A 26170-nucleotide genomic window follows, 5' to 3' on the forward strand; every position below is an offset into this window, starting at 1 on the left:
ACCGCACCGACGCACCGCACCCCACCGACGCACCGCACCGCGCTCACCGAACCGGCGTGAAGTCCCGCGCTCCGATGAACTCCGGGCGCCGCACCGGCGCCGCGAACGGTTCCACCGCCGTGTTCTCCACGCTGTTGAAGACGATGAACACATTGCTGCGCGGATACGGCGTGATGTTGTCGCCCGAGCCGTGCATCGCGTTGCAGTCGAACCAGGTCGCCGAACCGGCCCGGCCCGTGAAGAGCCGGATCCCGTGCGCGTCCGCGAGCGAGGTCAGGGCCTCGTCGGACGGGGTGCCGGCGTCCTGCATCTGCAGCGAACGCTTGTAGTTGTCCTTCGGCGTCGCGCCCTCGCAGCCCAGGAACGTGCGGTGTGAACCCGGCATGATCATCAGGCCGCCGTTGGTGTCGTGGTTCTCGGTCAGCGCGATCGACACCGACACCGTGCGCATGCGCGGCAGTCCGTCCTCCGCGTGCCAGGTCTCGAAGTCCGAGTGCCAGTAGAACCCCGAGGCGCCGAAGCCCGGCTTCACGTTGATCCGCGACTGGTGGACGTACACGTCCGATCCGAGGATCTCGCGTGCTCTGCCCACCACCCGCTCGTCGCGGACCAGCCGGGCGAAGACCTCGCTGATCCGGTGCACCTCGAAGACGGAGCGTACGGTCGCCGACTTCGACTCGACGATCGCGCGCGGATCGGACCGTACGGTGGGATCGGCGACCAGCCGGTCCAGCTCGCGCCGGTACGCGGCGACCTCGTCGTCGGCCAGCAGCTCCGGCTCCACGAGGAAGCCGTCCCGCTCGTACGACTCCAGGCCCGGGGCGTCGCTCCACACCACCGGGTCCCGGCGGGGCGTGAGCACCTCGGCGGCGCCGCGGGTCGGGTACAGGTCGGTCAGGACGTTCGTCATGTCAGCCCTCCTCCGTGAGCAGTGGATACACCCCGTTCGCGTCGTGGTCCTCCCTGCCCGTGACCGGTGGGTTGAAGACGCAGACGCAGCGGAAGTCGGTCTTGGGGCGCATGGTGTGGCGCTCATGGCCGTCCAGCAGGTACATCGTGCCCGGCTCGATCCAGTGCGTCTCGCCGGTCTCGTCGTTCGTCAGCTCGGCCTCGCCCTCGACGCACAGGACGGCCTCGATGTGGTTGGCGTACCACATGGACGTCTCGGTGCCCGCGTAGAGCACGGTCTCGTGGAGCGAGAAGCCGACCCGCTCCTTGGCGAGGACGATCCGCTTGCTCTCCCAGGTGCCGGACTTCGCCTTCACATGGCGTTCGGTGTTCTCGATGTCCTTGAACGATCGGACGATCACGCTGCAACTCCCTTGCGTCTAGCGGTGTTACGGATGGTTCAGACGGTCTCGCGGACCGCGCGGGACAGCGTCCGCAGCCCCTCGTCCAGCTCCTCGGGGGTGATGGTCAGCGGCGGCAGGAGCTTGACGACCTGGCTCTCCGGGCCCGAGGTCTCCAGCAGGAGTCCCAGCTCGAAGGCGCGCGCGCAGATCTTCGCCGCGCGCGTGCGGTCGGCGAACTCCAGGCCCCAGACCAGGCCCCGGCCCCGGTAGTGGGCGCCGTCGGCGGAGTTCTCCTCGCAGAGCGCGAGCAGCGCCTGCTCGACCTGCTCGCCGCGGGACAGTGTCTGCTTCTCCATCTGGCCGTCGGCCCAGTACGTGTCGAGCGCGGCGGCGGCGGTGACGAAGGCCGGGTTGTTGCCCCGGAAGGTGCCGTTGTGCTCGCCCGGCTCCCAGACGTCCAGCTCGGGACGGAAGAGGCAGAGCGACATCGGCAGCCCGTACCCGCTGATCGACTTCGACAGCGTGACGATGTCCGGGGTGATGCCGGCCTCCTCGAAGGAGAAGAACGCGCCGGTGCGGCCGCAGCCCATCTGGATGTCGTCGACGATCAGCAGCATGTCCTGGCGCCGGCAGAGCTCGGCGAGCGCACGCAGCCACTCGGGGCGGGCCACGTTGATGCCGCCCTCGCCCTGGACCGTCTCGACGATCACCGCGGCGGGCTTGTTCAGACCGGAACCCTGGTCGTCGAGCAGTCGCTCGAACCAGAGGAAGTCCGGTACCTGCCCGTCGAGGTAGTGGTCGAACGGCATCGGTGTGCCGTGCACCAGCGGGATGCCGGCGCCGGCCCGCTTGAAGGCGTTTCCGGTGACGGCCAGCGACCCCAGCGACATGCCGTGGAAGGCGTTGGTGAAGGAGACCACCGACTCGCGGCCCTTCACCTTCCGGGCCAGTTTCAGCGCGGACTCCACCGCGTTGGTGCCGGTCGGGCCCGGGAACATCACCTTGTACGGCAGCGAGCGCGGCCGCAGCACGACCTCCTCGAAGGTCTCCAGGAAGGTCCGCTTGGCGGTGGTCGCCATGTCGAGACCGTGGGTGATCCCGTCACGTTCCAGATAGTCGATCAACGCCCGTTTCAGTACGGGATTGTTGTGGCCGTAGTTGAGCGAGCCGGCGCCGGCGAAGAAGTCGAGGTACTCGTGCCCGTCCTCGTCGGTGAGCCTGGCGCCCTGCGCGCGGTCGAAGACGGTGGGCCAGCCGCGGCAGTAGCTGCGCACCTCCGACTCAAGGGTCTCGAAGACGCTCAGTTCGGGCGGGGTGATGGTCACAGCGATGCTCCCGTGGGGTGGAAGGGGCCTATGCGGTACAGGACTTCGGGCTGGTGGGCGGTGCCGCCGTCGGCGGTGTCGGGGAACAGGCCCCCGTCGAAGAGGACCTCGCGCTCCAGGGGGAGGCGGTGCCGGGCGGCGTAGGCGGTGAAGAGCCGGTCCGAGGGGGTGTTGTCGGGGGTGACCGTCGTCTCGACCGCGTCCGGGGCGACCCGGGCGGTCAGCGCGTCGAGCAGCACCCCGGCCAGGCCCCGCCCGCGGTGGCTCTCGTCGACGGCTATCTGCCAGACGACGAGGGTCCCGGGCCGGTCGGGGCGCAGGTACCCGGTGACGAAGCCGACCGGCTCACCGTCGGCGGCGCGCGCGACCAGCGACGTGGCGGCGAAGTCGCGGCACCACAGCAGGTAGCTGTACGAGGAGTTCAGGTCGAGCACCCGGGAATCGCGGGCAATGCGCCATATCGCGGCTCCGTCCTCCACGCGTGGGCTTTCCAAGGTCATGGCTGCTTGTGCTGCGGTCATGCCGAGGCAATTTACCGATCGAATTCTTGGATTGCATGGGGCGGAGGGGTGGGCGGGAGAGGATCGATGTGTTATTCGCGCGAGCGCTGTTCTGTCCGGGTTTGACGGTATAAATACGGGCGAAACGGCGAGGGTGTGGAGTCCGTCACAGGTGGTGGAATGGCTCGGAAGTGCTGATGAAACCTTAGCGTTTAGGGTCCTTGATCGGGGGCAGAAGAAACCCGGAAGGTGCACGGGGAATTCGCGTCGATAATGCGCGCGCGAAATACGTCCTGGGAATGTGGTCGGAGAATGCCTGGGAACAATTCGCGGTGGCGGTTCCTGGCGGGCCGCCGCCGCGCACGGAACCGGCCGGGCGGGCCCATGCGAAAGGGGCCGGGGTGACGGGCGGACGTCGTACCGTCCCGCCCGTCACCCCGGCCCCTTGCCGGGTGCGCCGTGCCCCAGGGGTCTCCCGTACTAGACCCACGCCTCCGTCGCCGCGCGGCGGGCGCCCTCCAGGTCCACCGGGCGGCCCGTCTCGGCGAGCGCCGCACCCAGGGCCGCCAGCGAGGACTGCACCGCGCCCGGCGTCGCGTCCGCGCCGTAGTGGTTGACCCGGATCATCTCCTTCGCCAGCGCCCCGCCGCCCGCGATCAGCGGCAACGACGGATCCACGGCCAGCGCCCGGGCCACCAGCTGCGAGGCGTCCACGCCCGCCGGGGCGCGCAGCGTCGTCGCGACCGGGGCCGCGTCCTTCGCCTCGTGGACGTACGGCTCCAGGCCGCCGCCCAGCGCCAGCGTGCCCGCCCGCGTCGCGGCCGCGGCGGACGCGTGACGGGCCATCAGCACGTCCAGGCCCTCGGTCTCGATCCGCTCCACGCACGCCTCGAGGGCGAGCATCTCCAGCTGCGCCGGCGCGTGCAGCAGGGCCGTCCGGCCGCCGTCGATCCAGCGCTCCTTCCAGTCCAGGAGGGAGAGGTACGAACGGCGCGGCGCCCGCGGGTTGGCGGCGAACCGCTCCCACGCCCGCTCGCTCACGGAGACCGCCGAGACGCCCGCCGGACCGCCCATCGCCTTCTGTGCGCCGATGATGCACATGTCCACGCCCCAGGCGTCCGGCAGTACCGGCTCCGCGCCGATCGACGCCACCGCGTCGAGGTAGAACAGCGCGCCGTGTGCCCGCACGACCTCGCCGATCTCGGCGACCGGGTTGGTGTTGCCGGTCGCCGCCTCGGCGTGCACCAGCGACACGAAGTCGATCTCCGGGTGCTCGGCCAGGGCGCGCTCCACCTGAGCGGCCGTCACCGCCGTGTGGAAGGGCACCTCCAGGTCCACGACCGTGGCGCCGCAGTCCCTCAGCCAGTTGCCGAACGTCTGGCCGTACGGCCCCGTGACGATGTTCAGCGCGGTCGAGCCCGGCCGGGCCCCGCTGCGGATGCAGCCCTCCAGCGGCAGCAGCGCCTCGCCCTGCGTGATCACCACGTCCTGCTCCGTCGAGAGCAGGGCGGCCACCCTCCGCTCGATGGACGCGAAGTGCGCGGCGGTCAGCGGGGCCAGGTCCAGCAGCGGATGTGTCACGGTCACGGTGGTGCCTTCTTCGAAAGGAGGGTCGAGCGTCGCTTCAGGGTACCGAGCCGGTACCCGGCCGCTTCGGACGTCCGGGCCCCTACGTACCCGAAACGAGACAACGAGCGCGTACAACCCTGACCGCTCATCCGGTGTCGAAGAGGGTGACGGACAAGGGACGGGCCCTTTCCGGACACCCCCGCAGCCGCCCGGATCCTCGCAGCATCCAGGAGCCGCTCCATGCGCACGCACCGACTCGTCGCGCTCACCGCCGCGACCTTCCTCCTCACCGCCGGCGCGGGCCTCGTCACCGCGCCCGCCGCCCATGCCGGAGTCCCCGGCAGTACCCGTGCCGACGACCGCAACTGCGACTTCAACGGCGACGGTTACGACGACGTCCTCGTCGGCGCGCCCGGCGCGACCGTCGGCGGCAGGCGCGGCGCCGGCCTCGTCACCGTCCAGTACGGCTCGTCCCGCGGCATCGGCACCACCCGTGCCGCCGTCCTCCACCAGAACACCGCCGGCGTGCCCGGCGGCGCGGAGACCGGCGACGCCTTCGGCCAGGCCGTCGCCACCGGCGACCTGGACGGGGACGGCTACGACGACGCGATCGTCGGCGTCCCCGGCGAGGACATCGGCACCCGGGCCGACACCGGCGGCGCCCTGATCCTCTGGGGCTCTCCACGAGGGCTCGTCGGCAGCCACAGCCAGGGGCTCGAGAGCCTGCTGGGCGCCACCGCCGGGGCCCGCTTCGGCTTCGCGTTCGCCGCCGCCCGCTTCACCGCCGAGACCGACGGCGACCAACTCATCGCCCTCGACCGGAACGGCGCCGAACGGCACCTGTTCACCTCCGCCGCCCAGCCGGGCGAGACCGCCCGCCAGGACCGGGGCAGTGCGCTCAACCGCTCCTCCCTGAGGACGGCCACCGCCGTGCCGCGCGACCTCGCCACGAAGTCCCTCACCACCGGCGACTACGACGGCAACGGCTTCGCGGACCTGGTCATCAGCGGCGTCACCACCGGGGCCGAATCCGGCCACGGCTGGTCCTGGTACCTCTCGGGCCACGCCGACTCGCTCGACTTCGCACGCGAACTGCGCGGCGGTCCGGTCGTCGCGTCCGGGGACATCAACCGCGACGGCAAGGACGACCTCGTCACGGGCGAACCGCACAGCCCGGACGACGGCGGCGAGAGCATGACCGGCGGCATGGTCGGCGTCTACCTCGGCGGCCCGTCCGGGCCGGCCGGAACCGAGGGCCCGGGCACGCCGCCGCGCTGGTGGACCCAGAACTCCCCGGGCGTGCCCGGCAGCTCCGAGCGCGGCGACGGCTGGGGCTCCGACCTCTCCGTCGCGGACACCGACGGCGACGGCTATGCGGAGGTCGCGATCGGTGCCCCCGGGGAGGACAACGGCACGATCGCCGACTCCGGCATGGTCACCGTCCTGCGGGGCACCCGCTCCGGTCCCACCGGTACCGGCGCCCGGGGGTGGACGCAGGACTCGCCGTCCGTACCGGGCGTGGTCGAGCGGGGCGACCGGTTCGGCGCCCAGGTCCGGCTGACCGACCCGAACCGCGACGGCCGCTTCGGACTGCTGGCCTCGGCACCCGGCGAGAACTCGGGCGACGGGCATGTCTGGGTGTTCTCGGCGGGTACGGGAGGGCTGACGGCGGCGGGCTCGTGGACGTACACGGCGGGCTCGCTCGGCGGCCCGGCCGTGGACGCCCTCTTCGGCGCGGCGATCGACGAATGACCCGTCTGTAGCGGGCTGCCCGCCCCTCGTAGAGTGCAGACATGAGCGATCACGTGGTGCTGCATGTGAAGGGGCGGGTGCTCGTCGGTCCGGAGGACGTACGGGACGAGCTGTGGGCGGTCGACGGGCGGATCACGTACACCCGCCCGTCCGGCGAGGCGCTGACGGTGGAGGGCTGGGCCCTGCCGGGTCTCGTCGACGCGCACTGCCATGTCGGCCTGGACCAGCACGGCCCGGTCGACGCCGCCACCAGCGAGAAGCAGGCGCTGACCGACCGCGACGCGGGCACGCTCCTGATCCGTGACGCGGGCTCGCCCTCCGACACCCGCTGGATCGACGAGCGCGAGGACCTGCCGAAGATCATCCGCGCGGGCCGGCACATCGCCCGCACCCGCCGCTACATCCGCAACTACGCCCATGAGATCGAGCCCGAGGACCTCGTGGCGTATGTCGGGCAGGAGGCCCGGCGCGGCGACGGCTGGGTCAAGCTCGTCGGGGACTGGCTCGACCGGGACGCGGGCGATCTCGGCGCCTGCTGGCCCCGCCCCGAGGTCGAGGCGGCGATCGCCGAGGCCCACCGGCTCGGGGCACGGGTCACCGCGCACTGTTTCGCGGAGGACTCGCTGCGGGACCTGGTGGAGGCGGGCATCGACTGCATCGAGCACGCCACCGGACTCACCGAGGAGACGATCCCGCTCTTCGCCGAGCGGGGCGTGGCGATCGTCCCGACCCTCGTCAACATCGCCACGTTCCCCCGGCTCGCCGAGGGCGGCGAGCGGAAGTTCCCGCGCTGGTCGGCGCATATGCGACGGCTGTACGAGCGCCGGTACGACACCGTCCGCTCGGCGTACGACGCGGGCGTCCCGGTCTTCGTCGGCACGGACGCCGGCGGCTCCCTGGCCCACGGCCTGGTCGCGGCCGAGGTCGAGGAGCTGGTCAAGGCCGGCATCCCGCCGATCGAGGCCCTCTCGGCGACGGCCTGGGGCGCCCGCGCCTGGCTGGGCCGCCCCTCCCTGGAGGAGGGCGCCCCGGCGGACCTCGTCGTCTACGCCGAGGACCCCCGGGCGGACGTCCGCGCCCTGGCGGCGCCGCGCAGGGTCGTCGTGAACGGCCGGGTGATCGGCTGAGGCGCCGGCGACCGGCGCCGGCGATCGGCGCCGGGGTGGCGCCGGGGGCAGGGAGAGGGGCCGGGGTGCCCTTCGGCCAGGACCGGGGTGCCCTCGGCTTTCCCGGGCCCGGGGGTCCGCAGGCTCCCGGGCCCGCGCCGCGTCAACGGGTCAGGAACGCGAGCCGCGCCTTCTTCGCCGGGATGAACACCTCCGGGAGGTCCACCTCCGGCAGCACGACCTCGGGCCCGAGCTCGAATCCCGCCCGCACCAGCCGGGCGATCGCCTTCTCGTTGTCGGCGTCCGGCTCGGCTACCGCGCGCGTGCGGCCGTTCATCGCGAAGTCGTTCAGCGCGACGAACAGCTTGGCGGAGAAGCCGGGTTCGGGGGTGGCGGCCGGGGCGATCAGGATGTGCACCCCGATGTCGCCCGGCAGCACCTCGTAGCACTCGCTGACGCGGTCGGCCTCGGGCTCGTACGTCTGGAAGAGCGCCACCGGCTCGCCGTCCCGCCGCACGAGGAAGCCGTGGTGCGTGGTGAGTGAGTCCAGGTGCGCGTAGATCTCCCGTACCTGTTCCACGGTCGTCCCGCCCATGCCCCAGAACCGGGCGCGGTCCTCGTTGACCCAGCCGTGGATGAGGCCGGCGTCGCGATCGGGATCGACGGGGTCGATCCGTACGGTGCCGAAGCCCTCGACGGTCTGGAGGTGGGTCGGCTGTCTGGACTCAGTGGTCGTCATGGCGGGGGTGCTCCTTGGTGAGGTGGTTCCAGTCGGTGGTGACGGGGGCGAGTTCGCCCCGCAGCCACAGGGGGAGTTGGTCGCGGTGGTGCGGGTCGCCGGTGACGCCGGAGGCGCCGAACGGCACGACCCAGAGGCTCCGCTCGCGGTCGGCGAGGTCCCAGACGTAGCGGGCGGCGGACGCGCGGGCGCTGCGGTCGGTGAACCCGGGCACGCTGGACGTGGACAGCACGCAGTCGTGGTCCCCGCCGAGCCCGGGCCATCGTGCGTCGTCCTCCTCGGGAAGCGCCTCCCACGGGGCGAGCCGGTGCGTGACGCCCCAGGCGGGCGGCGCGTCCCCGGCGGCGACCTCCTCCAGGGCCTCCCGCACGATGCCGTCGATGTCGGCGGCCGGTACGGGGCCGGAGACGAGCAGGGTCTCCAGCGCGAACGCCACGCGGGGCCCGAGCGCCAGCCAGGGCTGGAAGACCGCCGGGTGCGCGGCGGGCTCCCGCAGCGCCGCGAACGCCGGATGCCCGGCGACCCGCCGCACGACGGCCCCGCGCACGGCCGCGTACAGGCCGGCGTCGGCGCTGTCCGCCTCCATCCGCCGGTCCCAGGCGAGCAGCCGCGCCCGGACGGCGAGGGCGCCGGAGGAGAGACCGTCCTCGCCCCCGGCCCGGACCGCGTCCAGCAGCCGGGCCGCCGAGGGGTTGTCGGTGTCGGTGTGGACGGCGGTCATACCGTCCGGCGTCCAGGCCGTCGAGGCGGCCAGCAGGGCGTCGATCCGCGCGGCCCGGTGCGGGGGAGAGAACTCCACGCCCAACGGGGCGGCGATCCCCCGTGCGTTGGCCATGACGGCGTGTCCGTCGACGTCCGCGCGGGGCGTGGCCGCGGCCTCGTCCGTCCAGGCGTGGGCGGCCTCCCAGGCGGGCACCACCCGCAGGGAGTTGGCCCGGTCGCGCACGGGGACGTACCCCGCGACGCGGTGCAGCAGGCCGCCGTCCACGTCGGCGGCCTGGACGACGTTGACCGGCTCGGCCCAGCCGTCGACGGCGCGGTCCACGTCCGCGACGGTCCGGGCGGCGAGCAGCTCGGGCAGGACGCCGAAGCCCAGCTCACCGGTGACGCGCGGCGGGTAGCGCAGGCTGATCGCCTCCCAGGAGGAGGGGTCACCGCCGGGCCCGGCAGTCGCCTCCGCACCCGCACCCGCGCCCGCCGCGCCGCCGTCCGCGCCCGTGCCCGCCGGTCCGCCGTGCGTGGCCGTGTCCGTCCGCGCCGGTCCGCCGTCCGCGCCGATGATCACCGGCCCGCGCTCCGTCTCGATCACCTCGATCTCGACCGGCTCCCCGCCCGTCACCTCGACCGTCTCCCGGTGCGCGGACGCCCGGCGCCAGCCGTCCGGGCCCAGCGCCTCCACCCCGCCGTCGGCGGTCCGCCGCAGCCGCTCGCGGTACAGGTCCTGGTAGTCGGCCATCGCGTTGGTGATCGCCCATGCCACCCGGCCCGTGTGCCCGAAGTGGGCGAGACCCGGCACGCCGGGGACCGCGAGGCCGAGCACGTCGAACTCCGGGCAGGCGAGGCGGATCTGCTGGTAGACCCCCGGCGCCTCGATGAAGCGGTGCGGGTCGCCGGCCACGATCGCCGCCCCGCTGGCCGTCCGGGCCCCGGAGACGACCCAGCCGTTGGACCCGGACGTGCCCGGTCCGTCCGTGGCGAACAGCTCCGTCCACTCCTCGCCGAGCCGACGCGCGACCTCCTCCCGCCACAGCTTGGTGGGGAAGCCCGCGAAGAGGATGTGCGTGGAGAGCCAGACCGCCAGCGGCGTCCACGGCTCCCAGCGCCCCGGCGCGAGCCCCACCCGCGCGAACTGGGCCGCCCGCGCGGCCCCTTCCGGCAGGCCGGCGTTGACCCCGTCCACGTACGCCTGTACCCACCGCGCCGTCTCCGGGTCCAGCGCGTCGAAGCAGCGGCGGGCGGTGTCGGCGAGCCTGGCCTGCCGTACGAAGGTGTCCCAGCCGGTCTCGCCCGTGCCGAGGAACGCGGCCGACGTGCCCTGCGCCCGGTGCCGTTCGACCTCCAGCTGCCAGGCACGGTCCACCGCCGTCACCCGCCCCTGCGCGAAGACGAGTGCGATCGGATCGGCGGCCCGCAGATGCGGAACGCCCCAATCGTCCCGGTAGACCTCGATGCTCACTCCGACTCCGATCCCGTCCGACGTTGATTAGGTTAGGCTGACCTAAATTAAACTACGCTACGCAGGGGAGACGATCGCGGTGGGGCAAGGGCATGGCTGGGAAGGTGTCGTCCTCAAACTGTTCCGTGGCCGGGACTTCACGTTCACCGTCACCGGGGCGGAGCAGGTCACCGAGCACTACCGCCGGGTGCACCTGACGGACGGAGGGCTCCTCGCCGCCGCCGGGGTCCATCCGACGATGTGGGTGCGGCTCTGGTTCGAGAACGCGGGCAAGCCGCACCAGCGCGCCTACACCCTCGTCGACCCCGACCCGGCCGCCGGGACCTTCAGTCTGGAGTTCGCGCTCCACGAAGGAGCCGCCAGCGACTGGGCCCGTACCTGTGCCGCCGGTGACACCATCGAGGCCACCCTCCAGGGGACCGGCTTCACCGCCCCCGAACCCCGGCCCGGCCGCATGCTCGTGATCGGCGACCCGGCCTCGACGCCCGCCATCAACTCCCTCCTCGACTCCGCGCCCGACGTCCCGGCCACGCTCTGGTTCGAGACCTCGCACGACGCCGACGAGGAGCTGCCGCTGCGCGTCGACACGGACCGGCACGAGGTGCGCCGGGTCCCCCGGCAGGGCGGCGGCGCGGCGCTCGTCGAGCAGGTGCGCAAGGAGCTCCCGGAGCTGCTCGGGGACGACCCGTACGTCTGGATCGCCTGCGACACCGCGACCACCCGCACCCTCGCCACGTACGTCCGCAAGGAGCTCGCCCTCCCCAAGGACCGGGTCCACTCGCTGGGTTACTGGCGCGCCACCTGAGCGAGCCCCGCCGGTGCGCCGGGTTGACCGTCCGTTACCCCTGACCGGCGCGGATCGTTGAAGCACTTCCCGCGTGCACCCGCGCGCCATGCAACGCGCGGGGCGCGCGGGAACGTGTGTGTCGAAAGAATCGAATATGGACGCGGAAACCCCCCTTTAGAGTGAACTCACGCCAGGTGCCTGTCGGTTCACTCTCCGTGCGTAAAGATTCCGGTGTCTCAAGTCGCCGAGCCCGCGTCGATCCCGTGTCCCCGTGGTGAGCGGCCGGCGGCGCCATGTCTCTTGTGGGGGTACCACCATCTTGAACAGCAACACCTTCCGCATGCCCGTACGCCGCACCGCCGCCGCGGCGACCGCCGTCGCGCTGGCCGTCGGGCCCGTGGTCCTCCTGGCCCCCGCGGCGCACGCCACGGGCGGTGAGGGGCGTGCGACCGCCGTCGTCCTGCGAGCCGGTCTCGACGTCTCCCTGCTCGGCAAGTCGGTCCAGGTGCCGGTCCGGACCTCCCTCAACGAGGTGACGGCGCCGGAGAGCGAGAACAAGACGGCGCTGACCGTGAAGGTGGAGGGTGCCGAGAACGGCAAGCCGATCAGCATCCTGCGGGCGGACGTCGCCACCTCGACGGCCACGGTGGAGAAGAACAAGGCCGAGGGGCATGTGAACCTCGTCAAGGCGCGGGTCCACGTTCCCGGTATCCGGGCGCTCTCCCTGATCGAGGTCGAGAAGGTCACCGCCGACGCGGTCTGCGAGACGGGCAAGCAGCCGGTCGCCGAGGCCAACGTCCTCGGGCACGTGACCGTCTTCGGCAAGAAGACCACCCTCTCGACCGCCGGGCAGACCAAGGTCACCGTGCCGGGCGTCGGCGAGGTGACCCTCGACCTGTCCCGTACGTCCACCACCTCGCGCACCGCAGCCGCGACCGCGCTCGAACTGAACGTGGACGTCGACCCGCTGAAGCTCGGTGTGGCCCAGGTCAAGGGTGTGGTGACGCTCGCCGAGGCCACCTGCGAGACGCCGAAGGGTGCCGGCCCGACGGACCCGCCCACCGAGAAGCCCACCGAGAAGCCGACCGAGAAGCCGACCGAGAAGCCCAGCGAGCAGCCCTCGCAGGAGCCTTCCGCCGAGCCCAGCGACGACAGTGGTGTGACGACCCAGAACGACGGCGCCAACCCCACCGACCAGAACCTCGCCGCGACGGGCGGCAGCTCGATGACCCCGTACCTGGCCGGCGGCGCGATCGTCCTGCTCGGCGGCGGCGCGGGAGCGCTCGTCCTGGCCCGTAGCCGCGCCCGGAACTGACCGACCCTAGGGGGAGTGAGGAGGGCGGCGATCACGCCGCCCTCCTCCTGTCCTCCCCGGACCGACCTCGACGCCTGGCTAGCCCTCTATCAACAGGGCCTGGTCCAGGGCCTGCAGGAACCTGTTCGTGGTCACCCTGTCCCGCACCGCGAGCCGGAGCCAGTTCCGGTCGAGGCCCGGGAACGTGTCCCCGCGCCGCGCCGCGAAGCCGAGCGCCCGCAGCCGCTCCCGTACCGCGTCCGCGCGATCGATCCGGACCAGTACGAACGGGCCTTCCGCCGCCGCCACGGCCCGCACCTCGTCGAACTCCGCGAGTCCCGCCAGCAGATGGGCCCGCTCCACCCCGATCCGGTGCGCCGCGTGCTCGGCCTCCGCCAGCGCGGCCCGCGACATGCAGGCCTCCGCCGCCACCAGCGCCGGAGTGGACACCGGCCACAGCGGCTGCGCCCGCTCGAGGAGCGCGATCGTCTCCGGAGACGCGAGGACGTAGCCGATCCGCAGCCCCGCCAGACCCCAGGTCTTCGTGAGGCTCCGCAGCACCACCAGACCCGGTACGTCCGTCCGCCCGGCCAGCGACTCCCGCTCGCCCGGCACCGCGTCCATGAACGCCTCGTCCACCACCAGCGTCCGCCCCGGCCGCGCCAGGGCCGCGATCGCCGCCGCCGGATGGAGGACGGACGTCGGGTTCGTCGGATTCCCGATCACCACCAGGTCCGCGTCCTCCGGAACGGCCGCCGGATCGAGCCGGAAACCGTCCTCCTCCCGCAGCAGCACCCGGCCCACCTCGTGGCCCGCGTCGCGCAGGGCCGCCTCGGGCTCGGTGAACTGCGGATGCACCACCACCGGCCGCCGCACCGGCAGCGCCCGCGCGAGCAGCACGAACGCCTCCGCGGCCCCGGCCGTGAGCAGCACATGCCCGGCCGGCAGATCGTGCCGCTCGGCGACCGCCGCCCGCGCGACCCGGCCGTCCGGGTAGTGAGCAAGACCTGTCAGGCAATCCGCGATCCGCGCCCGCAGCCATTCCGGCGGCGTGTTCGTCCGTACGTTGACCGCGAGGTCGATCAGCTTCTCGTCCCGTACCTCCGCGTCACCGTGGTGTCGCAGATCGTGGACGTCTCTGTGCGCGTGGGTATCCATGGCCGCCGTCGGGTGATGAGTGGGGGGTGTACGGGGCTCCGTCTGACCAGCGATGTACCCCTGACTCCGGGGCAACAACCGTACGGCAGCGGCATCTTCGTTCGGACGAAAGGGGAGGGAGCGGGCGATAGCACACGTCACGCGCGACGTTTTCCTCTTCGGTACGAGAAGGACGGCACCGGCGCCCGCCGCCAGCAGCGCCGCCGCCTCCGCCACCGACGCCGTCCCCGTCGCCGCGAGCGGTGCCCGCGAGGGATGCGGTACGGAGACGGCGGCCAGCGCCTCGGCACCGTACGCCCGCAGCGGCACCCCCAGCCGCCCGGCCGCGGCCACGATGCCCGGCTCGGTCGCCCGGGCCTCCAGCGTGCCGAGCGCCGTGACGTCCGAACCCGTGAGACCGGCTTCCCGCAGCGACTCCGTGACCAGGCCGAGGACCTCGTCCACCGAGACCCCCGAGCGGGCGCCGACGCCCACGGTCGCCCCGCTCACCGCGTACCCCACACCAGGAACACCGGCGCCGTCGGCACCATCGTGGAGGAACCGCCCGGCAGCGCGAGGAGGCGCTGCGACTGCAACAGCACGCCCTCCGTCGCCAGGCCGCAGGACGCCAGCGCCGAGCGGACCGCCGCCACCTGCTCCAGGGCCGTCACCGCCACCACGACCGCGCGCCGCGCCCGCCGCCCCGCCGTCAGCACGATCGTCCTCAGCTCACGGCCACCGCCGCCGATGAACACCCCGTCCGGATCGGCCAGATGGGACAGCACCGTCGGCGCCGCCCCGTGCACCGCCCGCACCTCCACACCGTGCGCGGCCGTGTTCGCCCGGATCCGCTCGACACCGGACGCCGTCTGCTCCACGGCGACCGCCGCCGCGCCGAGCCGCGCACACTCGATCGCCACCGCGCCGCAGCCCGTACCGATCTCCCAGACCAGATCCCCGGCCCGCGGCCCGAGCCGGGCGAGCGCCAGCGCCCGCGCCTCGTACGGCAGTACGGAAGGGCCGTCCGCGCCGTCGGCCCCGTGCCCCCCGTCAGCCCCGAACTCCGCGTCGGGCAGCGCCCATCGGCCCGGCCCCGTGAGCGGCCCGGTCACCGTGGGCGCCGGCCCGTGCTGCCGCGTCTCGTCCAGACACAGGATCAGGCTCACGCCCTCCCAGCTCCGGCACATCGCCTCCGCGGGCTCCACCCGCTCGAAACGCTCACGGAAGGGATCGCCCAGCGCCGAGAACACCACCAGCGTCCGCGACGCCACCCGGTGCAGCAGTTCCCCGCCCAGCTCCGCCGGGCCCACCCCGGGCCCGGGCAGCACGGCCACCTTGGGATGCGCACGGCAGACGTTCACCGCGCGGTCGAGCGCCGATCCCTCCACCACGAGGGCGTCGTCCCACGGCAGTCCGAGGCGGGCGAAGGCGAGCCCCACGGCAGTGGGCCCGGGCCGCACGTCGATCCCGTCGGGCCCGAAGCGCTCCTCCAACGTCCGTACCACCCCGAAGAACCCGGGGTCCCCGAGCACGCGCACGATCACCCGCGTCCCGCCCGCGGACACGTGCTTCTCGACCAGGTCGAGCTCCGTGTCCGTCAACTCGTCGCCCCGCACGTCCACCACGAGGGCCGCCTCACCCGCCCAGGAGCCCAGGTCCGCGCCCGCACCGCTGCCGATCACCGTGATCACGCGACCAGCCTCCCCGCCACGGCGCCGCTGATGTGCGCGGAGCGTGCCCGATCGGATAGCAAAGGCGCATGGCCGTTTTCGTCGCGCTCGGCGCGTTCCTCATGACGCTGTTCGGCGGATGGACGGCGCAGCGCGTCACCGACCGACGCCACCTGGTCCTCGGCCTCGCCGGCGGACTCATGCTGGGTGTGGTCGGACTCGACCTTCTGCCGGAGGCGCTGGAGGCCTCCGGCACCAAGGTGTTCGGTGTTCCGCAGGCCCTGCTGCTCTTCGTGGGCGGGTTCCTCCTCGCCCACGTGGTGGAACGGCTGCTGGCCGTCCGTCAGGCGGCGCACGGCGTCGGCGCGGACGAGAGGGTGCCGCAGGTCGGCCTCACCGCGGCCGCCGCCATGGTCGCCCACAGCCTCATGGACGGCATCGCGCTCGGCGCCGCCTTCCAGGTCGGCGGGGGCATGGGCGCGACCGTCGCGCTCGCCGTCATCACCCACGACTTCGCCGACGGATTCAACACGTACACGATCACCAGCCTGTACGGGAACGCCCGTCGCAAGGCGGTCATCATGCTGATCGCGGACGCGCTCGCGCCGATCGTCGGCGCCGCGTCCACCCTGCTGTTCACCCTTCCGGAGGAACTGCTCGGCAGCTATCTCGGGTTCTTCGGCGGCGCCCTGCTCTACCTCGCCGCGGCCGAGATCCTGCCTGAGGCCCACCACGAACACCCCGCCCGCTCCACCCTGTTGTGCACGGTGGCGGGCGTGGGCTTCATCTGGCTCGTGGTGGGCCTGTCCGGCGGCTGATCTCACGCCACGGTCCCGTTCGCACAGTGCTCCACGAACCGCACCGCCGCCTCCGGGGCGCCCGCCCAGTGGGTGTGCACATAACTCGCGTGCACCCCCTGCTGTACGAACCCCTCCATGCGCCGCTCCGGCTGCCGCAGTCCCCAGGCCGCGTTCGCCCCGGCGCCCGGCTCGATCACGGTCCGGTGGAACTCGTGGCCGCGCAGCCGCGCCCCGGCGGCGGCGAGCGGACTGTCGCTCACGGCGACGGCGTCCCGGTACCCGAGCGTGAGCCGCTCCGACATCCGCGCGTCGGCGTCGAGCACCCCGCACATCGGCGTCCCGTCGAGCGAACGGGCGAGGTACAGCAGGCCGGCGCACTCGGCGGCGACGGGCGCGCCGGAGGCGGCCAGCGCGGCGACGGCCTTGCGCAGGGGCTCGTTGGCGGAGAGCTCGGCCCCGTACATCTCGGGAAAGCCCCCGCCTATGACGAGCCCGCTCGTGCCCTCGGGAAGGGCCTCGTCCCGGAGCGGATCGAAGGTGACGACGTCGGCGCCGGCGGCGGTCAGCAACTCCGTGTGCTCGGCGTACGAGAAGGTGAAGGCGGCGCCACCGGCTACGGCGACCACCGGGCGACGGCCCGGGGTGTGTGCCGGGTGCGGGCCGGTGGTCGGGCTCTGCCCACCCGTTCCGCCCTGCGCAGCGCCTGCCCACGCCCTGGTGGGCTCCCACGCCTCGGCGTGCAGCTCCGGCGCCGATCGCGCAAGGGCCAGGAGCGCATCCAGGTCGCACCCCTGAAGGACCTGCTCCGCCTGCGCGGCAACCGCCTCGACGGCCTGAGCCTGCCGCTCGGCGACCGGCACCAACCCGAGGTGCCGCGACGGCGTGGCGACCGCGGGCGCCCGCCGCAGAACCCCCAGCACCGGCACCCCCGACTCCCCGAGCGCCTCCCGCAGCAGATGCTCGTGCCGGTCCGTCGCCACCTTGTTCAGGATCACCCCGCCGATCCGCACCTCCGGATCCCACGAGGCGAAGCCGTGCACCAGCGCCGCCACCGACCGCGACTGCGACGAGGCGTCCACGACCAGCACCACCGGTGCCTTGAGCAACTTCGAGACCTGCGCCGTCGACGCCAGCTCGCCCTGGTCGGCGGCGCCGTCGTACAGGCCCATGACGCCCTCGACGACCGCCAGGTCGCAGCCGCGCGCCCCGTGCTCGAAGAGCGGCGCGATCAGCCCCGTACCGCACATGTACGCGTCGAGGTTGCGGCCCGGCCGCCCCGTCGCGAGCGCGTGATAGCCCGGGTCGATGTAGTCGGGGCCGACCTTGTGCGGCGACACCGCGAGACCACGGCCCGCGAACGCGGCCATCAGACCGGTCGCGACCGTGGTCTTGCCGGCGCCGGAGGACGGCGCGGCGATGACGAGACGTGCTACCACTCGATGCCCCGCTGGCCCTTCTGGCCCGCGTCCATCGGGTGCTTCACCTTCGACATGTCCGTCACGAGATCCGCGAAGTCCACCAGCTCCTGCGGGGCGTTGCGGCCCGTGATGACGACGTGCTGCTGCCCGGGACGGTCGCGCAGCACCTCGACGACCTCCTTGGTGTCGATCCAGCCCCAGTGCAGCAGGTACGCGAACTCGTCCAGGACGTAGAACTTGTACTTCTCCTCCGCGAGGTCGCGCTTGACCTGCTCCCAGCCCTCGCGCGCCTTGTCCTCGTGCGACTGCTCGCCCTCGGCGACCTCGCGCTGGATCCAGGACCAGCCCTCGCCCATCTTGTTCCAGACGACCGTGCCGCCCTTGCCGGTCTCGCCGAGCGCCTTGAGGGCGTTCTCCTCGCCGACCTTCCACTTGGCGGACTTGACGAACTGGAACACCCCGATCGGCCAGCCCTGGTTCCAGGCGCGCAGCGCCATGCCGAAGGCGGCGGTCGACTTCCCCTTGCCGACACCGGTGTGGACCATCACCAGCGCGCGGTTGCGGCGCTGACGGGTCGTGAGACCGTCGTCGGGAACGACGGTCGGCTGTCCCTGCGGCATTAAGCGGCCCTCCTCGTTGCGTGTTCTGCCTGTACGTTCCTGACGAGACCGGCGATCGAGTCGGCGCGCAGCTCGTCCAAGGTCACGGCCGTGCCGCCCAGTTCGCGGGCGAGGTCCCCGGCGAGCCCCAGCCGCACGGGGCCGGTCTCGCAGTCCACGACCACGGCCGCCGTGCCCTCGGAGGCGTGCAGCCGCGCCGCCCGGGCGGCGAGCGCCACCGGGTCGGCGCCGCCGCCGGTCGCCCGGCCGTCCGTCACGACGACCAGGAGGGGCCGGCGGGAGGGGTCGCGCAGCCGCTCGACGCGCAGCACGTCATGGGCCTTGAGCAGCCCCGCCGACAGCGGCGTCCGGCCACCCGTCGGGAGCTGCTCCAGCCGGGCGGCGGCGGCGTCCACGGACGACGTCGGCGGCAGGGCGACCTCGGCGTCACGGCCCCGGAAGGTGACCAGGCCGACCTTGTCGCGCCGCTGGTAGGCGTCGAGCAGCAGCGAGAGCACCGCGCCCTTCACCGCGCTCATCCGCTGCCGCGCCGCCATCGAACCCGAGGCGTCCACCGCGAAGAGCACGAGGTTGCCCTCGCGGCCCTCACGGGTCGCCTGCCGCAGATCGTCCCGGCGGACCACGAGCCCGGGGCCGGTCCGCCCGCGGGCCTTCTGGTGCGGGGCGGCGGCGTGCACGGTCGCGGCGAGGTGGAGCTTGGTCAGGCCGCCCCGGGGCCGTACGGCGCCCGTCGTCCTGCCGTGCTCGGTACGGGCCCGGGAGCGGCGCCCGGCCGCGCCCTCGCCGAGTCCGGGCACGCTGAGCATCTTCGTACGGAACGGCTCGGCGGCCTTGACGGCGGCCCGTTCACCGGCGCCACCGCCCCCGCCAGGCGCGGGCGCGGGGGCATCGTCCGGGCCCGTCTCCCGGGATGCGCCGTCGTCCGGTGCGTCGCCCTGGGGCGGCAGGCCGCCACCGGGGCCTCCGCCGGGTCCGCCGTCGGGACCGGGGTCCGGGTCGTCGTCCCCCTCGTCCTCGCCCTTGAACTGCTCCAGCGTCTCGTCGAGCTTGTCCTCGTCGAGCCCCGGTGCGTCGAAGGGGTTCCGCCGCCTGCGGTGGGGGAGGGCGAGCAGCGCGGCCTGCCGTACGTCGTCGGAGGTCACCTCCGTCCGTCCGGCCCACGCGGCGAGCGCGGTCGCCGTCCGCGCCATGACGATGTCCGCGCGCATGCCGTCCACCTCGAACGCGGCGCAGGTCGCGGCGATCTGGAGCAGGGCGGCGTCCCCGAGCACCACGCCCGGCAGCAGCGTGCGCGCCGCGACGATCCGGTCCCTGAGCGCGGTCTCCTCGCCGGCCCAGCGGGCGGCGAAGGCGGCCGGGTCGTCGTCGTAGGCCAGCCGTCGCCGGACGACCTCGACGCGCTGCTCGGGCTCGCGGGAGGCCGCGACCTCGACGGTCAGCCCGAAACGGTCAAGCAACTGCGGCCGCAGCTCGCCTTCTTCGGGGTTCATGGTGCCGACGAGCAGGAAGCGGGCGGCGTGCCGTACGGAGACGCCCTCGCGCTCGACGTAGGAGGAGCCCATGGCGGCGGCGTCGAGGAGCAGGTCGATCAGGTGGTCGTGGAGGAGGTTGACCTCGTCGACGTACAGGATCCCGCGGTGCGCGTCCGCGAGCAGCCCGGGCTCGAAGGCCTTCACGCCCTCGGCGAGGGCCCGTTCGATGTCCAGCGCACCGACGAGCCGGTCCTCGGAGGCACCGACGGGCAGCTCGACCATCCGCGCGGGCCGGGCGTCGGCACCCGCGGTCTCGTGCGGCCCGTCGGGGCACTGCGGATCGGGAGCGGCCGGGTCGCAGCTGAACCGGCAGCCCGAGACCACCGCCACCGACGGCAGCAGGTCCGCGAGCGCCCGCACGGCGGTCGACTTCGCGGTGCCCTTCTCGCCGCGCACGAGGACACCGCCCACCGCCGGGCTCACCGCGTTGAGCAGCAGCGCGAGGCGGAGGTCGTCCATGCCGACGACGGCGGTGAACGGATACCGGGTGCTCATCGGGTGGTCCTCTCTTCGAGTTCGGTTCGCCGACGCGGGCGGAGGCGTACGGACAGGCGCGGGCCCGGGCGGGAGCGCTGGCTCGCGGGGAGGGGCGTCACGGCGCTCCCGGTGGGACGAACGGCAGCCCCGCCGGAGCCCCGTTCTCGATCAGGCGCAGCAGCGCGTCCGTGTCCGCGTGCTCCTCGATCAGGTCACCGAGGCGGTCCAACTGCTCCTCGCGCAGCGCCCCGAAGGACGTGTCGGGAGCCGGCACGAAGCGCCGGCCGGCCGCCGCCGCGACCTGGCGCAGGAACGCGCGGCGGAATCCGTCGCTCTCCAGGGAGCCGTGCCAGTGCGTGCCCCAGACCGCCCCGACCCGGCAGCCGTCCAGGAACGGATCGCCGCCCAGGACGTCCGCGACGCCGTGGTGGATCTCGTACCCCTCGACCCGCTCGCCGAGCGCCTCGCCGACGGGCCGGGCCAGCGTCTTCTCGGCCGCGAACCGGACCCGTACGGGCAGCAGTCCGAGCCCGTCGACCGTGCCCGCCTTCGACTCGACCTCGTCCTCGATCCGCTCGCCGAGCGCCTGGAAGCCGCCGCAGATGCCGAGCACCGGCCGGCCCTCCGCGGCCCGCCGGGCGAGCGCGTCCGCGAGACCGCGCTCGCGCAGCCAGGCCAGCGCCTTCACCGTCCCGCGGGTCCCCGGCACGACCACCAGGTCCGCGTCGACGAGCTCCTCGGCCCGGTCCACGAACCGCACGACGACGCCCGGTTCGGCCGCCAGCGCGTCCACGTCCGTGAAGTTCGACATCAGCGGCACCGCGCACACCGCGACCCGCAGCACGTCCTCGCCGGCCGGCGGCGCGACGACCGACTCGCGGACCGCGCCCCGCAGCGAGACGCGCAGCCCGTCCTCCTCGTCGATGCCCAGCCCGTGCGCGTACGGCAGCACGCCGAACGTCCGGCGCCCGGTCAGCCCGAGAAGCATGTCGAGGCCCGGCTCCAACAGGGTCACGTCACCGCGGAACTTGTTCACGAGATAGCCCGCGACCAGCTCCTGGTCCTCGGGCGCGAGCAGCGCCGTCGTGCCGAAGAACTGGGCGAACACCCCGCCCCTGTCGATGTCCCCGACCACGAGGACCGGCAGCCGAGCGGCCCGCGCGATGCCCATGTTCACGATGTCCGTACGCCGCAGGTTGATCTCGGCCGGACTGCCCGCCCCCTCGCAGATCACGGCGTCATACGTGCCCCGCAGCTCCTCCAGGCACGCCATGACGGGCTCGAAGAGCTCTTTCTGCCGCCCCCCGTGGTAGCCCCTCGCGCTCAGCTCGCCCACCGGCTTGCCCATCAGGACGACCTGACTGGAGCGGTCGCTGCCCGGCTTCAGCAGGACGGGGTTCATCAGCGCGGTCGGCTCGACCCGGGCCGCCTGCGCCTGCATGGCCTGCGCCCGCCCGATCTCCGCCCCCTCGCGCGTCACGAAGGAGTTCAGGGACATGTTCTGGCCCTTGAACGGGGCGACCTTCACGCCCTGCCGGACCAGCCAGCGGCAGATGCCCGCCGTGACGACGCTCTTGCCCGCGTCGGACGTGGTCCCGGCGACCAGCAGCCCCCCGCCTCTCATGCCTTCCTCCGCTTCATCGCGCCCGCCAGGATCCGTCCGCCCACACAGGCCGCGAGCGTCAGCCCCGTCACCCGGCGCGACAGCCGTACCGCCCGTTCGATGTCTCCGACCTCCACGGCCCGTCCCTCCCCGTTCAGCACGGGCCGGTGCTCGACCCGGCCGTTGTACGACAGCGTCCCGCCGAGCCGTACGCCGAGCGCCCCCGCGAACGAGGCCTCGACCGGGCCGGCGTTGGGGCTCGGATGCTTCGCCGCGTCCGCCCGCCAGGCGCGCACCGCACCGCGCGGGTTCCCGCCGGCCACCGCCGCGAGCGCGGCGGTCAGCCGGGCCCCCGGCCAGCCCGCCACGTCGTCGAGCCGGGCCGAGGCCCAGCCGAAGCGCCGGTACCGCGCCGACCTGTGGCCGACCATCGCGTCCAGGGTGTTCACCGCCCGGAAGCCGACCAGCCCCGGAACGCCCGCGACCGCGCCCCAGACCAGGGCCCCGACCACGGCGTCGGAGGTGTTCTCGGCGACGGACTCCACGACCGCGCGGGCCATCGCCGGACCGTCCAGGGCCTGCGGATCGCGCCCGCACAGATGGGGCAGCCGCTCACGGGCCACGTCCAGGTCCCCGGCCGCGAGGGCCCCGCCGATCGCGCGGGCCTCCCGGCCCAGGGTCGTCCCGCCGACGACGGCCCACACGGAGGCGGCGGTCAGCGCGACGGAGGCGCGGGGATGGTGGCGTACGGTACGGGCGGCCAGCGCGGCGGTGCCCGCGGCACCGGCCACGCAGACGGCGGTGTGCAGCGCGCCCCACCCGCGGTGATCGCGCCACAGCAGCTTCTCGACCGTGCCCGCGGCGCGTCCGAAGGCGGCGACCGGATGGCCGCGGCGGGGGTCGCCGATGATCAGGTCCGCGGCCAGACCGGCGGCGGCGCCGTACGCGAATACACCTGTGGCTGCACTGCGGCCGGGCATGGCGCTGTGTCCTCACTCAGGGTCCGCGCCCTGGCTCGACGTGACCGGCGGCGAGAGTTCCTGGCTCCCGGGGATCGACCCCCGGTCACAGTGGCGGGACCGCGCCGGATTCGCACCGGGCTTCCTCTGCTTGCCGCCGTAATGGCCCCGGAAGTCCACCACGCTGTGCGAACACCCGTCAACTCACGTTTGACCTGCGGCGGGACAGTGTGCGAAGCACCACACGGCCCGCGGTCGGCCCCCGTGAAACGACGGCCGGGCGGGCCGCACCCGAGGGTGCGGCCCGCCCGGCCGTCGAAGCGGGACCGTCGTCAGACGACGATCAGATAGATGCCGTACGCGACGGCCGCCGCGCACAGCGCGAAGCAGGCGTACGCGCCGGTGCGCGCCAGGGCGGCGGAGCCACCCTGGGAGGCGGCCTGCTCCTGCTTGGAGAGGCCGACGATGCCGAGGGTGAACAGGCCCACCAGGGCCACGGTCGCCACGAGGCTGACTCCGAAGACGGAGCCGAGAGCTGCCCAGTCGATCTTCATGTCGTTGGTTCCTTACACCGCGGCCGGGGCGGCGGGGGCTGCCGGGTCCGTGGGGGCCGGCGAGGGGATGGTGGTCTTGAGGTCCTCGTCCGCGACGGCGGCGAAGGCACCGGCGGGCGCGGGCGGGGTGACGGCCGCGATCGCGGTGGTCACGACGCCGGCGGGCTCGCCGTCGATCTCGTCGGCGGTCACGTTGTGGTGGTCGACGGGCTTGCGGCGCGAGAGCGCCCAGATGACCGCCGAGCCGGCGACGAGGAGGACCGCGACGGCGGCGACGCCCCAGGGACCCTGCTTGGTGAGGAACTCGGCGCCCGCGCCGACCAGGCCCGCGGCCGGCAGGGTCAGACCCCAGGCGACGAACATCCGGGTCGCGGTCGACCAGCGGACGACTCCGCCCTTGCGCCCGAGACCCGCGCCCATGACGGCGCCGGAGCAGGACTGCGTGGTGGAGAGGGAGAAGCCCAGGTTGGACGAGGCCAGGATGACCGTCGCGGCGCTGGTCTGGGCGGCGAAGCCCTGCTGCGGCTGGAGGTCGGTGAGGCCCTTGCCCATGGTGCGGATGATGCGCCAGCCGCCGAGGTAGGTGCCGAGCGCGATCGCGACACCGGCGGAGACGACGACCCACATCGGGGGGTTGGCGCCGGGGGCGAGGACGCCGCCGGTCACCAGGGCGAGGGTGATGACACCCATCGTCTTCTGGGCGTCGTTGGTGCCGTGCGCGAGGGAGACGAGACCGGCGGAGGCGATCTGGCCGGCCCGGTAGCCCTTGGCCGTGGCCTTCGTGTCCGTCCTGGAGCCGATCTTGTACGTCAGCTTCGTGGCCGCCATCGCGGCGAGACCGGCGACGAGCGGCGCGGCGATCGCGGGGATGAGGACCTTGCTGACCACGGTCGAGCCGTTGACGGCCGACCAGCCGGCCGACATCACGGCCGCGCCGATGAGTCCGCCGAAGAGGGCGTGGGAGGAGCTGGACGGCAGACCCAGGAGCCAGGTCAGCAGATTCCAGAGGATGGCGCCGACGAGCGCCGCGAAGATCACTTCGGTACGAATGCCCTGTTCGTTGATGATCCCGCCGGAGATCGTCTTGGCGACCTCGACGGACAGGAACGCGCCGACCAGGTTGAGCACGGCGGACATGGCCACCGCCGTCTTGGGCTTGAGGGCACCGGTCGAGATGGTCGTCGCCATCGCGTTGGCGGTGTCGTGGAAACCGTTCGTGAAATCGAACACGAGAGCTGTCACGACCACAATCGCGAGCAGCAGCGTGATGTGTTCCATTTACCCAGGCAATCGTTTGACGTCAGTGGCTGGACGAACGTAAGCAACCTGAGTGAACGGAAGGTGAACTGAGCCCGGCGGTGCGGTGTCTCCAATCGGGGACCGGAGATTCCGCTTACGGCTCGGGCGGATGGTCTGTCCACGATGTGGGCAGGGTGCGACCCCGGGTAATCCATGCCATCACCGGACATGGAGGACTCCCGCCGCTTCCTCCCCGGCCGCCCGTGTCAGCCCGTGGACGACCCGGAGACCGCGTCAGCCGACCGAGCGACCCGCGGAGGAGATCCATGTCACTCCCCAGGGGGCCTGAAGGGGACGGACCGGGGGCCGACGGACGACGGACCACGGGCGGCTCCGTCCGGTGGCAGCCACGGCCGGACCTGTCGACACTGGGACCGTGCGCCCGGCTACAGCGACGGCAGCGGCCGTCACCACTCTGATCGGTGTCGGCGCGGCCGTGATCGCGGCCGGCCGGTACGCGGGAGACGTCGCCCTCAAGGCCTCGTCCGGCCGGCCCCTGCCCGGCGACCCCCGGCTCACCGTGCACGCCACGGGTCCCGACCGGGTCACCCTCACCCGCAGCCTCGCCTCCCTGCGCCCCGGTACGTACGGGATCGAGGGCAACGGCGTCCACGCGGTGGTGGGCCCCGCCCTCGACCGGGTGCCGCACACCGCCGACACCGTCGTACGCCGTCTGGAACGCGTCGAGCTCGGCGACCTGGAGCCCGGCGCGCGGGTCCGCCTCACCCCCGAGCTGCACAGCGGCACCCCGCACAGCTCCCTCGGCGTCGACCACGAGGACGTCGAGATCCCCGGAGAGCTCGGCGCCCTGCCCGCCTGGCTCGTCCCCGGCCCGCGCCCCACGTGGGTCATCGCCCTGCACGGCATCGGCACCAGCCGACGGCACCCCCTCAACCTCGTCCCCTTCCTCTCCCGCCGGCAGATCCCCGTCCTCTGCCTCTCCTACCGCGGCGACGAGGGCGCGCCTCCGTCCCCCGACGGCCTCGGCCACCTCGGCGACTCCGAGTGGCGCGACGTCGACGCCGCCATCCGCTACGCCGTCCGCAGGGGCGCCGAGCACGTCGTCCTGTACGGCTGGGGGCCCGGCGCCACGATGGCCCTGCACGCCGCCGCCGAGTCGGGCGTACGGGACGTGATCCGCGGCCTCGTCCTGGACTCCCCGGTCCTCGACCGGGAGGCCACCCTGCGCAACCTCGCCGCGGCCCACCGCGTGCCGGGACCGCTGCTGCCGCTGGCCGTCCGCGCCGCGCAGGGCAGGGCGGGGCTGCACGGCGACCGCGTCCGGGAGGCCGCCGACCCGGCCGCCCTGCGCGTGCCGACGCTCGTCTTCCACGGCCCCGACGACACGATCGCCCCCTGGGAGCCCTCCCTCGAACTGGCCGCCCGGCGCCCGGAACTGGTCACCCTGAACACCGTCCGCGGAGCCCCGCACGCGGCGATGTGGAACGCCGACCCGGTCCGCTACGAAGAGGCCCTGCGACGGTTCGTCACTCCTCTCCTTTAGGCCCTCCGAGGGCCCTCGCTCGCCGCTCGGCCTGGGACGTACGGCCGGTGTTCCGGC

At 73.4% G+C, this 26170-nt stretch carries 22 protein-coding genes and 1 riboswitch; of the genes, 6 read left to right on the top strand and 16 right to left on the bottom strand.

Translation table 11 applies throughout. From position 1 onward, the window contains the following. Nucleotides 1–43: 43 nt before the first annotated feature. From thpD to ACZ3OF_RS09305, 5 genes are all read right to left on the bottom strand, one after another. A complete protein-coding gene (gene thpD, locus ACZ3OF_RS09285) occupies nucleotides 44–910 on the bottom strand; it encodes an ectoine hydroxylase (protein WP_361668994.1) in 867 nt (288 codons plus the stop codon). A gap of 1 nt (nucleotide 911) precedes the next feature. Continuing rightward, nucleotides 912–1310: an ectoine synthase gene (locus ACZ3OF_RS09290; RefSeq protein ID WP_361668991.1), complete on the bottom strand. Its 399-nt coding sequence runs from the start codon at nucleotides 1308–1310 to the stop codon at nucleotides 912–914. Nucleotides 1311–1348: 38 nt separating this feature from the next. After that, nucleotides 1349–2617 (bottom strand): diaminobutyrate--2-oxoglutarate transaminase, encoded by a 1269-nt coding sequence (gene ectB, locus ACZ3OF_RS09295; RefSeq protein ID WP_361668989.1) that lies wholly within the window; start codon nucleotides 2615–2617, stop codon nucleotides 1349–1351. Next, entirely contained in the window at nucleotides 2614–3138 is a 525-nt protein-coding gene (ectA, locus tag ACZ3OF_RS09300) for a diaminobutyrate acetyltransferase (RefSeq protein WP_467303691.1), read from the bottom strand. Before ectA ends, ectB begins: the two co-directional genes overlap by 4 nt. A 459-nt stretch (nucleotides 3139–3597) precedes the next feature. Then, nucleotides 3598–4698 carry a pyridoxal-phosphate-dependent aminotransferase family protein gene (locus ACZ3OF_RS09305; RefSeq protein WP_361669736.1) on the bottom strand — a complete coding sequence of 367 codons (1101 nt, stop codon included), beginning with the start codon at nucleotides 4696–4698 and terminating at the stop codon, nucleotides 3598–3600. A gap of 228 nt (nucleotides 4699–4926) precedes the next feature. Between ACZ3OF_RS09305 and ACZ3OF_RS09310 the strand changes: the two genes are divergently transcribed. Continuing rightward, the gene (locus ACZ3OF_RS09310) at nucleotides 4927–6438 is read left to right on the top strand and encodes an esterase (RefSeq protein WP_467303693.1); all 1512 of its coding nucleotides are present in this window, start codon (nucleotides 4927–4929) and stop codon (nucleotides 6436–6438) included. A 41-nt stretch (nucleotides 6439–6479) separates the two neighbouring features. Beyond that, on the top strand, nucleotides 6480–7565 hold the full coding sequence (locus ACZ3OF_RS09315; RefSeq protein ID WP_361668980.1) for an amidohydrolase family protein: 1086 nt from the start codon (nucleotides 6480–6482) through the stop codon (nucleotides 7563–7565). A 142-nt stretch (nucleotides 7566–7707) separates the two neighbouring features. Here ACZ3OF_RS09315 and ACZ3OF_RS09320 read toward each other — a convergent pair whose 3' ends face one another. Both ACZ3OF_RS09320 and ACZ3OF_RS09325 read right to left on the bottom strand, forming a co-directional pair. Next, a complete protein-coding gene (locus ACZ3OF_RS09320) occupies nucleotides 7708–8283 on the bottom strand; it encodes a GNAT family N-acetyltransferase (protein WP_361668978.1) in 576 nt (191 codons plus the stop codon). Continuing rightward, nucleotides 8270–10459, bottom strand: a complete 2190-nt coding sequence (locus ACZ3OF_RS09325; protein ID WP_467303697.1) for a penicillin acylase family protein — start codon at nucleotides 10457–10459, stop codon at nucleotides 8270–8272. The genes ACZ3OF_RS09320 and ACZ3OF_RS09325 overlap by 14 nt, the downstream gene beginning before the upstream one ends. A 79-nt stretch (nucleotides 10460–10538) precedes the next feature. On the opposite strand from ACZ3OF_RS09325, the gene ACZ3OF_RS09330 reads away from it, so the two are divergent. Next, a complete protein-coding gene (locus ACZ3OF_RS09330; RefSeq protein ID WP_467303699.1) occupies nucleotides 10539–11264 on the top strand; it encodes a siderophore-interacting protein in 726 nt (241 codons plus the stop codon). Between the two features lie 301 nt (nucleotides 11265–11565). Next, complete coding sequence (locus ACZ3OF_RS09335) at nucleotides 11566–12561, top strand: SCO1860 family LAETG-anchored protein (RefSeq protein ID WP_467303700.1); 996 nt, start codon at nucleotides 11566–11568, stop codon at nucleotides 12559–12561. Nucleotides 12562–12639: 78 nt separating this feature from the next. Here ACZ3OF_RS09335 and cobC read toward each other — a convergent pair whose 3' ends face one another. Continuing rightward, nucleotides 12640–14187, bottom strand: coding sequence for an Rv2231c family pyridoxal phosphate-dependent protein CobC (gene cobC, locus ACZ3OF_RS09340; RefSeq protein WP_467303703.1), 1548 nt, complete (start codon nucleotides 14185–14187; stop codon nucleotides 12640–12642). Beyond that, nucleotides 14184–15368 (bottom strand): bifunctional cobalt-precorrin-7 (C(5))-methyltransferase/cobalt-precorrin-6B (C(15))-methyltransferase, encoded by a 1185-nt coding sequence (locus tag ACZ3OF_RS09345; RefSeq protein WP_467303706.1) that lies wholly within the window; start codon nucleotides 15366–15368, stop codon nucleotides 14184–14186. The genes cobC and ACZ3OF_RS09345 overlap by 4 nt, the downstream gene beginning before the upstream one ends. A gap of 68 nt (nucleotides 15369–15436) precedes the next feature. Here ACZ3OF_RS09345 and ACZ3OF_RS09350 point away from each other — a divergent pair, with 68 nt between their 5' ends. Then, nucleotides 15437–16165: a ZIP family metal transporter gene (locus tag ACZ3OF_RS09350; RefSeq protein ID WP_361592582.1), complete on the top strand. Its 729-nt coding sequence runs from the start codon at nucleotides 15437–15439 to the stop codon at nucleotides 16163–16165. Nucleotides 16166–16167: 2 nt separating this feature from the next. On the opposite strand, the gene ACZ3OF_RS09355 is transcribed toward ACZ3OF_RS09350, so the two are convergent. From ACZ3OF_RS09355 to ACZ3OF_RS09385, 7 genes are all read right to left on the bottom strand, one after another. Then, nucleotides 16168–17583 carry a cobyrinate a,c-diamide synthase gene (locus ACZ3OF_RS09355; RefSeq protein ID WP_467303712.1) on the bottom strand — a complete coding sequence of 472 codons (1416 nt, stop codon included), beginning with the start codon at nucleotides 17581–17583 and terminating at the stop codon, nucleotides 16168–16170. Continuing rightward, complete coding sequence (gene cobO / locus ACZ3OF_RS09360) at nucleotides 17577–18185, bottom strand: cob(I)yrinic acid a,c-diamide adenosyltransferase (protein WP_361432493.1); 609 nt, start codon at nucleotides 18183–18185, stop codon at nucleotides 17577–17579. The genes ACZ3OF_RS09355 and cobO overlap by 7 nt, the downstream gene beginning before the upstream one ends. Continuing rightward, nucleotides 18185–20212 carry a putative cobaltochelatase gene (locus ACZ3OF_RS09365; protein WP_467303715.1) on the bottom strand — a complete coding sequence of 676 codons (2028 nt, stop codon included), beginning with the start codon at nucleotides 20210–20212 and terminating at the stop codon, nucleotides 18185–18187. The genes cobO and ACZ3OF_RS09365 overlap by 1 nt, the downstream gene beginning before the upstream one ends. Nucleotides 20213–20309: 97 nt before the next feature. Next, the gene (locus tag ACZ3OF_RS09370) at nucleotides 20310–21818 is read right to left on the bottom strand and encodes a cobyric acid synthase (protein ID WP_361668956.1); all 1509 of its coding nucleotides are present in this window, start codon (nucleotides 21816–21818) and stop codon (nucleotides 20310–20312) included. Beyond that, nucleotides 21815–22777, bottom strand: a complete 963-nt coding sequence (locus tag ACZ3OF_RS09375; RefSeq protein ID WP_361668953.1) for a cobalamin biosynthesis protein — start codon at nucleotides 22775–22777, stop codon at nucleotides 21815–21817. Before ACZ3OF_RS09375 ends, ACZ3OF_RS09370 begins: the two co-directional genes overlap by 4 nt. A 54-nt stretch (nucleotides 22778–22831) precedes the next feature. Beyond that, nucleotides 22832–22904, bottom strand: a riboswitch (cobalamin riboswitch). A 184-nt stretch (nucleotides 22905–23088) separates the two neighbouring features. Beyond that, the gene (locus ACZ3OF_RS09380; RefSeq protein ID WP_329122086.1) at nucleotides 23089–23310 is read right to left on the bottom strand and encodes a hypothetical protein; all 222 of its coding nucleotides are present in this window, start codon (nucleotides 23308–23310) and stop codon (nucleotides 23089–23091) included. Between the two features lie 12 nt (nucleotides 23311–23322). Continuing rightward, nucleotides 23323–24588: an inorganic phosphate transporter gene (locus ACZ3OF_RS09385; RefSeq protein WP_467303720.1), complete on the bottom strand. Its 1266-nt coding sequence runs from the start codon at nucleotides 24586–24588 to the stop codon at nucleotides 23323–23325. A 397-nt stretch (nucleotides 24589–24985) separates the two neighbouring features. On the opposite strand from ACZ3OF_RS09385, the gene ACZ3OF_RS09390 reads away from it, so the two are divergent. Then, entirely contained in the window at nucleotides 24986–26113 is a 1128-nt protein-coding gene (locus ACZ3OF_RS09390; protein ID WP_467303722.1) for an alpha/beta hydrolase, read from the top strand. Nucleotides 26114–26170 lie beyond the last annotated feature (57 nt).

It is taken from the genome of Streptomyces sp. NPDC022552, from assembly GCF_055561875.1.

Bases quoted from the DNA above. Each gene is read 5' to 3' on its own strand.
- thpD (WP_361668994.1), bottom strand. From the start codon at position 910: ATGACGAACGTCCTGACCGACCTGTACCCGACCCGCGGCGCCGCCGAG.
- ectA (WP_467303691.1), bottom strand. From the start codon at position 3,138: ATGACCGCAGCACAAGCAGCCATGACCTTGGAAAGCCCACGCGTGGAG.
- ACZ3OF_RS09310 (WP_467303693.1), top strand. From the start codon at position 4,927: ATGCGCACGCACCGACTCGTCGCGCTCACCGCCGCGACCTTCCTCCTC.
- ACZ3OF_RS09315 (WP_361668980.1), top strand. From the start codon at position 6,480: ATGAGCGATCACGTGGTGCTGCATGTGAAGGGGCGGGTGCTCGTCGGT.
- ACZ3OF_RS09320 (WP_361668978.1), bottom strand. From the start codon at position 8,283: ATGACGACCACTGAGTCCAGACAGCCGACCCACCTCCAGACCGTCGAG.
- ACZ3OF_RS09350 (WP_361592582.1), top strand. From the start codon at position 15,437: ATGGCCGTTTTCGTCGCGCTCGGCGCGTTCCTCATGACGCTGTTCGGC.
- cobO (WP_361432493.1), bottom strand. From the start codon at position 18,185: ATGCCGCAGGGACAGCCGACCGTCGTTCCCGACGACGGTCTCACGACC.
- ACZ3OF_RS09365 (WP_467303715.1), bottom strand. From the start codon at position 20,212: ATGAGCACCCGGTATCCGTTCACCGCCGTCGTCGGCATGGACGACCTC.
- ACZ3OF_RS09370 (WP_361668956.1), bottom strand. From the start codon at position 21,818: ATGAGAGGCGGGGGGCTGCTGGTCGCCGGGACCACGTCCGACGCGGGC.
- ACZ3OF_RS09375 (WP_361668953.1), bottom strand. From the start codon at position 22,777: ATGCCCGGCCGCAGTGCAGCCACAGGTGTATTCGCGTACGGCGCCGCC.
- ACZ3OF_RS09380 (WP_329122086.1), bottom strand. From the start codon at position 23,310: ATGAAGATCGACTGGGCAGCTCTCGGCTCCGTCTTCGGAGTCAGCCTC.
- ACZ3OF_RS09385 (WP_467303720.1), bottom strand. From the start codon at position 24,588: ATGGAACACATCACGCTGCTGCTCGCGATTGTGGTCGTGACAGCTCTC.